The sequence below is a fragment of the Profundibacter sp. genome (assembly GCF_056498605.1).
The window spans coordinates 1-11,386 of sequence record NZ_JBSMEZ010000084.1; the positions used below are offsets into that span (position 1 = coordinate 1).

Consider the following 11,386-nt stretch of genomic DNA (forward strand, 5'->3'; position numbering starts at 1 on the left):
GCCCCGTTTGACAGTCTGAACTGTGCCGATCTGGGGGATGTGGCGATCAACACCTTCAATCTGAACGCAACTATCGACATTATATCAAAGTATTACGACCAAATATTGAAGTATGACGTGGTGCCGATGACCTTGGGCGGCGACCACACCCTGACCCTGCCTATCCTGCGGGCAATTGCCAAAAAACACGGGCCCGTCGGGCTGGTTCATATTGATGCCCATGCCGATGTGTCTGACACTATGTTTGGCGAGCGCGAGGTGCATGGCACCGTGTTTCGTCGGGCCTACGAGGAAGATCTGCTTGACCCGAACCGTGTCTGGCAGGTGGGCCTACGCGGCACCGGTTATAGCGCCGAAGACTTTGATGATCCGCTGGAATGGGGCTTCAAGATGATCTTGGCGCAGGAAATCTGGCACAAATCCCTGATCCCGCTGGCCGAGAAAATCCGCAAGGAAATTGGCATGGGGCCGGTTTACATCACCTATGACATCGACAGCCTTGATCCGGCCTATGCGCCCGGCACTGGCACGCCGGAAATCGGCGGGCTAACCACGCCCCAAGCGATGGAACTGATCCGTGGCTTAAAGGGCTTGGACATTGTCGGCTGTGATATGGTCGAGGTGTCGCCACCCTATGACACCACGGGAAACACCGCGCTGACGGGGGCAAATCTGATGTTTGAAATGCTGTCGATCCTGCCGGGGGTAAATTATCGATGATTAGGAAATTTGTGATTAATACCATGTGGTTATTGTTGATGATTGTAATTTCGGGGCTGATTTACGTTCGCATGGCCCCGCATGACACTGCCGCGTTGCATGTGCCGCCACCAATGGATGCAACGCCTGACAGGCCTGTCATTAAGGCTGGTAGCGGGTTATTTGTGCAGGTGTATGACGTGCCGCCAGCCGAAATGTTGGAGAGGTTTAACACCGTTGCACTGGCCGCCAAACGCACTCGCATATTGGCGGGGAGTGTAGGGGAGGGGATGATCACCTATGTCACCCGCAGCCGCATATTGGGATTTCCCGATTATACCACAGTGCAAGCGGTGGCTGACGGGCAGGGCAGCCGCGTCACCATCTACGCGCGCTTGCGATTTGGCCAGTCAGATTTTGGAGTAAACAGCACCCGTGTGCGTGGCTGGCTGGGCATTTTGAAAGCGCTGGATTAGGCTGGAAGACACACAGCCTTCTTTTTGTTCGCGCCACATCGGGCTGTTCAGGGACATTTCGCAACGGGCCGTAAAACGGCGCCCGCCAACATCCAGACAAATGCTTTGGCCTAGTTCGACCCGTGATCCGGTTTGGTCCGTGCAAAAACAGGCGATAACCTTGCCGCCGGGGCCGACGACATCAGCAAAGGCGGGGGCATAAATGGGGGCAGCTAAAACTGCCGCTATAAGTGCAAGTTTTTTCATAACTCCCTTATATCACATAAACCGCCTCTTGACCAAATCACATTCGACGGGCAAGACATGCCCATGGTTCCCTTAGAAAAACTAATGCAGATCACCCAGCGGTTCGAATTTCTGGAAGCGCAGATGGCCCAAGGCGATGCTGGTGCCGATATTGCCACGTTGGCGCGTGAATATTCCGAGCTAAAACCGGTGGTGGAGCAGGTGGTGGAATACCGCCAGTTGCTGGACGATCTGGAAGAGGCCGAAGCCATGCTGACTGATCCCGAAATGAAGGAGTTGGCAGAGGAAGAGTTGCCCGTTTTGCGCGAGCGCCTGCCCGTGGCAGAGGACGCTTTACAACTGGCCCTGTTGCCCAAAGACGCCGCTGATGCCCGCCCCGCGATGATCGAAATTCGGCCTGGCACGGGGGGGGACGAGGCGGCGCTGTTTGCCGGTGATTTGTTACGGATGTATCAGAGATACGCCGAGGATAAGGGGTGGAAATTCGAGATCATCTCGCAGAACATCACCGAGCTTGGTGGCATCAAAGAGGTGATTGCGCATGTGCAAGGTGCTGGCGTCTTTGCCCGTTTGAAATACGAGAGCGGCGTGCATCGGGTGCAGCGGGTGCCAACCACCGAATCCGGTGGTCGGGTGCATACATCGGCGGCCACGGTGGCGGTTCTGCCCGAAGCCGAAGATGTGGATATTACCATTGATCCTAACGACTTGCGCATTGATACCATGCGGGCTTCGGGGGCAGGTGGCCAACACGTTAACACCACCGACAGTGCTGTGCGTATCCTGCATATCCCAACCGGTATCATCGTGGTCAGTGCCGAAAAATCCCAGCACCGAAACCGCGAAATTGCCATGCAGGTGATGAAAACGCGGCTCTATGATCTGGAACGCCAGCGGGTGGATGATGAACGGTCTGCGGATCGCAAAAGCCAAGTGGGGTCGGGCGACCGGTCCGAGCGTATCCGCACCTATAATTTCCCCCAAGGGCGGGTTTCGGATCACCGGATTAACTTGACACTTTATAAGCTGGATCAAGTGATGCAAGGCGATCTGGACGAGTTGGTGGACGCGCTGACAGCCGACGCGCAAGCCACATTGCTGGCCGAGATGGAAACATGACAGCGAATGAAGCCCTTGCCGCCGCCATTCAGGCGCTTACGGCCGCTGGCGTTCCTGACGGTGCCAATGACGCCCGTATCCTGATGGCCCATGCGTTGGGCATTGATCGCTCCACGTTGACGCTGGTTTTGACCGATGAAGTAGCGAATGATGCGATGATCCGCTTTTCCATGGCGATAGACGAGCGTTGTGCGCGCAAACCCGTTTCGCACATCATAGGCACTCGTGAATTTTACGGGCGCAACTTTATTGTCACCGCTGATGTGCTGGACCCGCGCCCCGACACCGAATTACTGGTGGGAACGACGCTGACCTCCGAGTTCAAAACCGTGCTGGACCTTGGCACCGGATCAGGCTGTATCTTGCTCTCATTGCTGGCCGAGAATAAATCAGCCACGGGGCAGGGCAGTGATACCAGCCCCGCCGCCCTGAGCATCGCCGAGCAAAACGCCACACGGCTGGGGCTGGAAAAACGCAGCCGTTTTGTGCGCTCGGACTGGTTTGGCAATATTGAGGGGCAGTTTGATGTGATCGTCTCGAACCCGCCCTATATTACAGCCGCAGAAATGCCCACGCTTTCCCCCGAAGTCCGCAACTGGGAACCCCTGATCGCGTTGACACCGGGGGGGGATGGTCTGGATGCTTACCGCGCCATCACGGCACAAGCGATGCCTTTTCTTAACGCAAACGGACGTTTGATCGTAGAAATCGGCCATAAGCAGGCCGCCGACGTCCAAGCCCTGTTTGACGCCGCAGGATTTGATGGAATCACCTGTTTGCAAGATATGAACGGGCACAATCGGGTGGTTTTGGGCAGCAAAGCGTGATTTTATAGCCATATTGCCCTGATATACGGCAAAAACACACCTGTTCGGGCCGTCTTTGTTAATTTTTACTTGTCAGCCCCCTGTTAGACTTGTTACCCAAGACCACGCAACGACACGGAATTAAGTCTGCTCCTACGTTGCAAGTAACCATAAATCGTAAAGGTCCGGTTTGAATAACCCCACGCAAGAGGCGCGGCAGAGATCATAAGCGAATTAGCCCATATATGGCTGGATACAATTAAACCATGAGATCATCCAAATCACGTTCGCGGGGCAATAAAAACCGCAGTCGCCAGAATCACGGCAACAACCAGAACCGCGTCTTCGACAGTTCCGGTCCCGAAGGCAAAGTGCGCGGCACGCCGCAACAGATCATTGAAAAATACAACCAGTTGGCGCGTGACGCGCTGCTGTCCAATGACCGTGTGGCGGTGGAAAATTTCCAGCAGCACGCGGAACATTACACCCGTATGCTGGCCGAGGCCATGCGCGAGGCCGATGCCAAACGCGAGCAGCAAGAAGCACAGAACCGTGAACGTCAGCAACAACGTGATAGCGAGCGTCAGGAACGCGATGCGGCACGGGCGGAACAAAACTCAGAGCGTCAGGCCAATCAGGGGGGCGATAAACAGGTAGATCCTGCCTCGGCTCCGCAACCGGATATGGCCGCCGTAGAAGCTGGCGCAGACAACGGTCTGGTGGAAACACCTGAAAGCAAACCGGCCCCGCGCAAACGCACCCGCAAGCCCAAATCAAATCCTCTGCAAGAGGCTGACAAGCCGGACACGCCGGAAGCCGCTGAGTAACAAACACCATAAAGCCTCGCCAAAGTCGCGGGGTTTTATTTTGCCAGCTCGCGGGCCAGCGCGCAAAACGCCTCGATTGAGACCTGTTCGGCTCGCAACGTTGGTTTGATCCCTGCGGCGACCAGATGCGCCTCGATATCCGGTGTGATTCCCTTCAAGGACGATCGCAACATTTTGCGCCGCTGGTTAAATCCTGCAGCCACCACGCGGCTGAGCACCTGTGCATCGGCATTGAAACGCGGGTGTTCCAAGCGTTGCAAATGCACCACCGCCGAATGCACTTTGGGCGGCGGGGTGAATGCTTCGGGGGGCAGCGTCATCACCATGCGCACATCACAGCGCCATTGCGACAGGATCGCCAATCGCCCATAGGCCTTGCTGCCAGGCTGCGCCACAATCCGCTGCGCCACCTCTTTTTGAAACATCAGCGTCAGGCTGTCCCAATAGGGTGGCCATTGTTCTGGCGTTAACCAGCGCACCAACAGCTCGGTTCCGACATTATAGGGCAGGTTGGCCACCACCCGAATGGGCGGTGTCAGGTGCTGCAACACATCCAGTTCCAGCGCATCCGCATTGATCACCTGCAAGCGGTCAGGATAGGTGGCCCCGATTTCGGCCAAAGCAGGCAAGCACCGCGCATCCTTCTCCACCGCCAAAATGCGCCGCGCCCCTTCGGCCAGCAATCCGCGGGTTAACCCACCAGGCCCTGGGCCAATTTCCAGCACGTCACACCCCGACAAATCCCCCGCCTGACGGGCAATCTTGGAGGTCAGGTTCAGGTCCAGCAAAAAGTTCTGCCCAAGCGCCTTTTTCGGCTGCAAATCATGCGCTGCGATCACCTCGCGCAGGGGAGGCAAGCCATCAATCATTTAAACGCCCCCATCATTGTTCCATAAATATCCGCCCGCAGGCATAGAATTCCTCTCATCCAGTGGCCCGTGCAAGTGCCATCCGATCCGCCATCTTCAATGCCTCGATCAAACTGGTCGGCAGCGCTATGCCGCGCCCCGCTATGTCAAACGCTGTGCCATGATCCGGTGAGGTCCGGATGAACGGCAAGCCCAGCGTCACATTCACCCCGCGATCAAAATCAAGCGTCTTGATCGGGATCAGGGCCTGATCGTGATACATGCAAATCGCCACGTCATAGGCTTTGCGGGCGCGGGCATGGAACATGGTGTCAGCGGGCAGCGGGCCAGTAATCTTAATGCCCTCATTTCGCAATTGATCCAGCACAGGCGCAATCATCTCGATTTCCTCAGCCCCCATCGCCCCGCCTTCGCCAGCATGCGGGTTGATCCCCGCCACCGCTATGCGCGGTGCTTCCACACCAAAATCGCGCTGCAACGCCGCATGTGTGATCCGGATGTTATCCGCCAACAGGTCAGCCGTCAGGGCGGTTGGCACGTCAGCCAGCGCGATATGAATGGTCACCGGAACCACCCGCAATTGATCGCTCGCCAGCATCATTACCACACGTTCAACCCCTGCCAGATGCGCCAGAAATTCGGTATGTCCTGGAAAGGCAAAGCCGGCCCCGTCTTTGAGCGCCTTCTTGTGGATCGGTCCCGTGCACAGTGCCGAAGCCGCGCCAGTTTGCACCAGTTCAACTCCTCGTGCGATCACATCGATCACCCCTTGGGCGTTTTCGGGAACAGGATGGCCAGCAACTGAATCCGCAGCAAAACGGTGTGGCAGCAAGGGCAGCCCATGCTGAGCCGCGCTCGCGGTCTCGGCTGGGTCGGCAATTTCAATTGCAAAAACCCCAGACGGTAAATGCCGCGCATCGCCAATCAGGAAAAACGGTAAATCCGCGCCCAGTTCCTGCCACGCTTTATGCGCCAGCTCGGGCCCAACACCTGCAGGCTCGCCACAGGTCAGCGCAATCGGGGCGCGGCTCATGGGTAAACGATGCTGGCGTCGGCTTTCAGTTCGGACAAATAGCCATTGGCGTATGATTCCAGCCGCTGATTGAACAATCGTGCCCGCACATCCTCGCGTGAAACATCCTCGCCCAGTTCCGCCGTGCGCCCGCACAACATTAACAACACCAGTGTTTGTCCGTTGGCCCGTGTCAGATTGGTCGATACTTCGCCTGCGTCCAGTTTGGCCAGTTCAATCGCCACATCTTGCGGCACATCGGCAATTGGCAGGGTGTCGATGTCCAGCACCTCTTCGGGCTGACCTTTGGCGATGCCGTAAAGATCGTCACAGGAATCAACCCGTCCCTTGATGCGCGCTGCTTCCTTCAACGCCGCCTCAGAGCGTCCGCCGGGAATGTAGTAAGCAGCGTATTCCAGCGATATATCCGTTGCCTCGCTAGCCTCGGTTTCCTCGATGCCACGCAGTTGGAACAACACAATGCCGTTGGTGATTGAAATAGGGGCTGTCACCTGTCCGATGCTTAGCGCCAGTATCTGGCTGCGGATTTGCGGTGGTAAATTCGATAGCGGCATCCAGTCCAGTCGTCCGCCGCGCCCGCGTGAACCGGACGCAGAATACCTGCGGGCCTGTGCGGAAAAGGCGGCGGTTGATGTCAGTTTTGAGATCGTATTAGCGCGGCGCTGGCTTTGGGCCGTTGCTTGAGGGGTGTTCGCTGGCAAGATGATTTCGCTTAGCAACACCCGTAAGCCGCCTTTGCCCGATGTGAGGGCAATCGCGCGGTCTACTTCGGCTTCGGTGATTTGCGCGCGGGGGCCAAAACGGGCCCGCACCAATTCGCGCCATGCCAGCCCCGATTTAACAAAATCGCGAAAACTTTCTTGAGCCACGCCGCCACCGGCAATGGCTTTGGTGAAGTCTTCGACACTCAGGTTTGCCCGTGCGGCGAATTCTTCCATGCCAACCAGAACCTGATCATCGGTCAGATTGATCCCCGCCGCAACGGCTGCCGCCAGTTGCAGGCGCTCGTTCACCAGCGCCTTGAGCGCTTCTTCCTGCGGATCCCCCGGGGATCGCAGCAAGGTCAGGAACTTGGCCCGTTGATCAACTTCAAAATTGGTGACAGCCTGTTCATTCACCTTTGCAGCTGGGGCAAACATGTTTTGTGCCTGTGCCGTTGCGCTCAGGGCAACAAAGGTCAGACAAAGGGTCAAAAAGCGCATCATGGTCATATCTGTCGTGCTTCCTAATTATACTTTTGGCAACTGCGAGCCGTTCCGCGTGCCGAGCCGTTCGTGCCAAAGCCGGTGAGCGATACGGTCAACCCGAAGTCGGTTGTCGGGGTTAGACTACCTGATGAGGTAAACCGACGCGAGAGGGAAAGATCAACCTTCACACATTCATTTCGATATTGCAGCCCGACGCCTGCCTGGGCGGCATCGCCTGCGATGAAATCATAACGCCAGTCCACCTTGCCGGTCCAGTTCGGGCTGATCTTATAGGCCGCATCAAAGGTCCATTCAGAGGTGTCGAGCGGGCGGTTTTCATAGGGTTCGGCCTCCATCCAGATATAGCTGGAACCAAGGCCGATCCGGTCGGTTTTCCATGTCAGGCGGGTTTCATTCTTGGCAAAATCAAACCCACTATCAAAGATCGCCCGATTGGTTAGGGTCAGGTTGTTGGGCAATTTCAACTGAAACGCTGTCAGCCAGTCCGAATCCGTGCCCGAAAGACCAGTGCTGGGTTGAAACTGTCCCAGATTGTCAGCCCTAAAAATGCGCCCGACCGTCAGACCTAGTGACCAGCCCTTTGGGTCATACCGCGTCCATGTCAGCCCAACATTGGCCCGCATGCCACGCTCGTATCTGTCAGCGCCGGGGAAGCGGGACAGCGAGAACAGGTTGCCCTCGTCAAATTCAACCAGACGGCTGTCCTCGTCCGGCACGTTTGCGGCAGTCTCGTCGCTCCAGACCAGTTGCACCACAGGTTCCAGCACATGCGAAACCCCGGCGGGGGTGGTTTTGACAAAGGGCCAGCGCAATTCAACCGCAGCGGCAGGGGTGAAGTAACTGCCGTTCAATTCCCCCGGCAATCCCTGTTCGATATTATAGTAATCCATGTTCAGCTCGCCCAGAACACTGGCAACCATGCCGTTGCGCAAGGTCCAGCCACGCCGCCAGTCCAGCCGCAGGCTGGCACGGGCCAGATCGCGACCACTGTCACCTGCAAGTGTCGAGGAACGGTAATGGCTGTGGGCATCAAACCGCAGGCTGGCGTCCCCGCCCAGCAGGGCTGGCTCAAACCGTTTGTGATATATTGCGTTGCCGACCACTGTTGGCTGGGTGTTGTTGTCTTCGGTGCTCCGCAGCGAATGATAGTAGATCAGCTCAACCGCCACCAGTTTATCACGCTGCGCCCGATGGATGCCAATCGCGCTGTCCAGCCTGTCCTTTGAGGAATAACCATAATCGAGCAGGTAATCCCGATCCGATGTTAGTTCGGCATCAAAGGTCAGCACATAGTCGCGCGGCAGATCAAACCGGCCCTCACCAAAAAAATAGCCACGGTCCCGCCCCGGGCGGACATCATCATTGCTGAACGCACTTTCAAACGAGATATCCCCAGTGCGAAAGGCGCGGCGAAAGCTCAGTTCGACCGTATTGGTCTTTGTGCTGATAAAAGGCGTTAGCGTGATATCCGCATGATCCCCCAGCTTGATAAAATAGGGCAGCTTCAGCCCCCAGCCCAGTTTTGAGGAACTCTTGAGGTTCGGTACCAGAAATCCGGTGGCGCGTTTCAGGGTCGGGTCAGGCAGGCGCAGGCGGGGCAGATAAAAGATCGGGATATCCATCACCCGCAACACGGCGTCATCGAAATACAGCTGGCGCTCTTGTTGGTCGTGAATAATCCGGCGCGCCCTGATTTGCCATAGTGGCACAGGGTTATTCGAGCAAACCTGACAACTGGACGCCACGGATTTATAGAGCTGGGTATAACGCCCGTCGACGCGGTTTATTTCAACGGCGGCCAGTTGCAATTGCTGGTTCAGCACCATGCGGGCGCTACGCAGAATACCGTTTTGCAGGTCTGAATCCAGTTCGGCACTACTGGCCAGCACGATTATGTTATCGCCCTCAATCAGGGTGATTGGCCCATCCATGCGCATACTGCCATCCGCGGCGGAATAGATGATCCGTGTGGCCTTGATCCGTGTGGTACCGTTCAATATCTCGACGTTGCCTTCGGCGGTCAGGGTGTTATTGCCGTCAACCCTGACCTTGTCGGCAACCAGCGTTGCCAGGTTCGCGCTTTGGGCCGATGCGGGCGAGGCGCCAAAGGTCAGGGCTGCCAGCATGATCAGGGCAATTGTGCGCAACATTATCCGTCCTCCAGATGCAGGATCAGCGCCAGTGCCATTAGGATAGCGGCCAGCGGCGGGCTCCAGGCGGCGACATAAACCGGCAGTTGACCGTTTTCGCCCAGAACCTGCGCAAAGTTGCGAATGAAAAATAGGGCAAAGCCCATCAATACAGCAGCCAGCACCATCGGGCCTGTGCCACCAAAACGGGTGTGGCGCATGGTGAACCCGGCCCCGATCAGCACCATCGCCACCAGCAACAGCGGCAAGGCCAGTTCGGTCTGAAACCAGACACGGTGCTGGCGGGCCGAAAATCCGGCGGCATCCAGACGGTTAATGAAATCGGGCAGATCCCAGATGGCAATCGAACTGGGCGCGCCAAAACTGTCGCGTATCTGCTCAACGGTCAGATCGCTGGTCACCCGCAAGGTCTCAAATTGCTGTGCATCGCGTTCCGGATTGGCACTGCCCAGCAGGCGCCATTTTTTGGCATCGGTCAGCACCCAGGCGCCATCGGTTAATTCGGCCGATGTGGCCATGATCCGGCTTAGGGGGGTGCCGCTGGCGGTAAAGCTGAAAAAGCTGACATCAACCAGTTTAGTGCCATCCAGATTTGATCCCTGTGCCCGGATCACAGTCTGGCCCTCGGCATTGCCTTGGCGCAGCCACAACCCTTCTTGTGAAATGGACAGAACACTTTCGGTGCCACTGGCGTATTTACTGGCGGTGGCCTCGTATTGTTTTGATGTGGCTGCGACAAGCGGATTGAACACGGTGATCGCCAACAGACCCAACGTCAGGGCCACGACCACCGGTGCGATCAGGCTTTTCATACCGGACCGCCCCGAGGCGCGGGTGATCACCAGTTCAGAACTGCGGGCCAATCCTAGAAACAACACCAATGTGGCCAGTATCATAATCAGCGGCAGGATCGGATACATCTGTGACGGAAGATGCAGAAGCGATAATTGCATGACTTCGGCAAAGCCGACTGTTTCACGGTCAAAGCGGCTAATTTGTTCGACCACATCGATCATCAGAACAATGCCAAGGAACACGCCGAAAACGGTGATGAATGATTTCAGGAACCGGCGGGCAAAATAGCGATAGAGGATCATGCCACCCCCCTGTTGCGCGAGAACATACGCGCAATCCAGCCCGGTCGTTCCGAGAGCCACAGCAACACCGCGGCGACAATCATCCCCGCCACAACAGGCACATAGACCAACGCCCAAAGGTGTTCATTGGTGCTGGCGTATCCGATCATCGTGCTGTCCAGCGCTTTGATCAAAACCAGCAGGACAATCGCCGTTATGATCTGGCGGGTCACCCCGAAACGGCTAAAGCTGCCGACCAGCAGGGCGGAAAACCCGATCAATGCGGTGACAACGGCCAACAGGGGTTGGGCAAACCGTTCGTGCCCTTCATATAGCAGCTTGGCGCGGGTTCCGCCGGTTTCCTGCAGAAGGGCAGGTGTTGGTTGCAGCAGCTCGAACGTCGACAACTCGCTGATTGATCGCCCCTGTTGTTCTCCAATGCTGATCAACGCCCCGATATCATAGGAGAAATCGGAAAAGCTGGTGGTGAACAACCGCTTGCCATTTCGACTCAGGGTTTGCACCATCCCGTCAAACATAACCAGCTTAGGCCCGTTTTCTTCGCGCACCAAAAAGGCGTTTTTGGCGGTGTAGGTCACTTGGGCGTCGGGGTTACGGGTGTCGGACATAAAGATGTCCAGCAACTCGCCCTCGGGGCTGATTTCGCGGATGTAAAAGGTCATGCCGTCGGCGGGGTGCAGGAATGTGCCTTCGGTCAGGAATCTGGCGGTGATATTTTCCGACATCTCAGCGCTGCGTTCAGACAGAAGGCGCTGGGATATCGGCACCAGTATGTGGGCTAAAATGCCGGTCAGCAATGCCACGATCAACCCAAAGGCCAGAACCGGTCGCGCCAGTCGAAACCCGCTAAAGCCCA

General features: G+C 56.8%; 11 protein-coding genes. 5 read left to right on the plus strand and 6 right to left on the minus strand.

The features are described from left to right. The 5 genes from ACWB12_RS08410 to ACWB12_RS08430 all read left to right on the plus strand — a co-directional run. Positions 1 to 720: agmatinase (locus tag ACWB12_RS08410; protein ID WP_479529626.1), on the plus strand; the 720-nt coding region annotated here is incomplete at its 5' end. Next, complete coding sequence (locus ACWB12_RS08415) at positions 717 to 1,175, plus strand: DUF1499 domain-containing protein (protein ID WP_479529627.1); 459 nt, start codon at positions 717 to 719, stop codon at positions 1,173 to 1,175. The genes ACWB12_RS08410 and ACWB12_RS08415, both read left to right, overlap by 4 nt. Before the next feature lie 309 nt (positions 1,176 to 1,484). Next, positions 1,485 to 2,540, plus strand: coding sequence for a peptide chain release factor 1 (prfA, locus tag ACWB12_RS08420; RefSeq protein WP_479529628.1), 1,056 nt, complete (start codon positions 1,485 to 1,487; stop codon positions 2,538 to 2,540). Continuing rightward, positions 2,537 to 3,367 (plus strand): peptide chain release factor N(5)-glutamine methyltransferase, encoded by an 831-nt coding sequence (prmC, locus tag ACWB12_RS08425; protein WP_479529629.1) that lies wholly within the window; start codon positions 2,537 to 2,539, stop codon positions 3,365 to 3,367. Before prfA ends, prmC begins: the two co-directional genes overlap by 4 nt. Positions 3,368 to 3,612: 245 nt before the next feature. Then, positions 3,613 to 4,173 (plus strand): DUF4167 domain-containing protein, encoded by a 561-nt coding sequence (locus tag ACWB12_RS08430; RefSeq protein WP_479529630.1) that lies wholly within the window; start codon positions 3,613 to 3,615, stop codon positions 4,171 to 4,173. A 35-nt stretch (positions 4,174 to 4,208) separates the two neighbouring features. On the opposite strand, the gene rsmA is transcribed toward ACWB12_RS08430, so the two are convergent. The 6 genes from rsmA to ACWB12_RS08460 all read right to left on the minus strand — a co-directional run. Further along, entirely contained in the window at positions 4,209 to 5,042 is an 834-nt protein-coding gene (gene rsmA, locus ACWB12_RS08435) for a 16S rRNA (adenine(1518)-N(6)/adenine(1519)-N(6))-dimethyltransferase RsmA (RefSeq protein WP_479529631.1), read from the minus strand. A 55-nt stretch (positions 5,043 to 5,097) separates the two neighbouring features. After that, positions 5,098 to 6,075 carry a 4-hydroxythreonine-4-phosphate dehydrogenase PdxA gene (gene pdxA, locus ACWB12_RS08440; protein ID WP_479529632.1) on the minus strand — a complete coding sequence of 326 codons (978 nt, stop codon included), beginning with the start codon at positions 6,073 to 6,075 and terminating at the stop codon, positions 5,098 to 5,100. Then, positions 6,072 to 7,286 carry a peptidylprolyl isomerase gene (locus ACWB12_RS08445; RefSeq protein ID WP_479529633.1) on the minus strand — a complete coding sequence of 405 codons (1,215 nt, stop codon included), beginning with the start codon at positions 7,284 to 7,286 and terminating at the stop codon, positions 6,072 to 6,074. The genes pdxA and ACWB12_RS08445 overlap by 4 nt, the downstream gene beginning before the upstream one ends. Positions 7,287 to 7,300: 14 nt before the next feature. Next, positions 7,301 to 9,433: an LPS-assembly protein LptD gene (locus ACWB12_RS08450; protein ID WP_479529634.1), complete on the minus strand. Its 2,133-nt coding sequence runs from the start codon at positions 9,431 to 9,433 to the stop codon at positions 7,301 to 7,303. After that, positions 9,433 to 10,530, minus strand: a complete 1,098-nt coding sequence (gene lptG, locus ACWB12_RS08455) for an LPS export ABC transporter permease LptG (protein WP_479529635.1) — start codon at positions 10,528 to 10,530, stop codon at positions 9,433 to 9,435. The genes ACWB12_RS08450 and lptG overlap by 1 nt, the downstream gene beginning before the upstream one ends. Beyond that, the coding region (locus tag ACWB12_RS08460) for an LptF/LptG family permease (protein WP_479529636.1) at positions 10,527 to 11,386 on the minus strand (860 nt) is incomplete at its 5' end. The genes lptG and ACWB12_RS08460, both read right to left, overlap by 4 nt.

Coding starts and splice junctions, on each gene's coding strand:
- ACWB12_RS08415 (WP_479529627.1), top strand. CDS start 717: ATGATTAGGAAATTTGTGATTAATACCATGTGGTTATTGTTGATGATT.
- prfA (WP_479529628.1), top strand. CDS start 1,485: ATGGTTCCCTTAGAAAAACTAATGCAGATCACCCAGCGGTTCGAATTT.
- prmC (WP_479529629.1), top strand. CDS start 2,537: ATGACAGCGAATGAAGCCCTTGCCGCCGCCATTCAGGCGCTTACGGCC.
- ACWB12_RS08430 (WP_479529630.1), top strand. CDS start 3,613: ATGAGATCATCCAAATCACGTTCGCGGGGCAATAAAAACCGCAGTCGC.
- rsmA (WP_479529631.1), bottom strand. CDS start 5,042: ATGATTGATGGCTTGCCTCCCCTGCGCGAGGTGATCGCAGCGCATGAT.
- pdxA (WP_479529632.1), bottom strand. CDS start 6,075: ATGAGCCGCGCCCCGATTGCGCTGACCTGTGGCGAGCCTGCAGGTGTT.
- ACWB12_RS08445 (WP_479529633.1), bottom strand. CDS start 7,286: ATGACCATGATGCGCTTTTTGACCCTTTGTCTGACCTTTGTTGCCCTG.
- ACWB12_RS08450 (WP_479529634.1), bottom strand. CDS start 9,433: ATGTTGCGCACAATTGCCCTGATCATGCTGGCAGCCCTGACCTTTGGC.
- lptG (WP_479529635.1), bottom strand. CDS start 10,530: ATGATCCTCTATCGCTATTTTGCCCGCCGGTTCCTGAAATCATTCATC.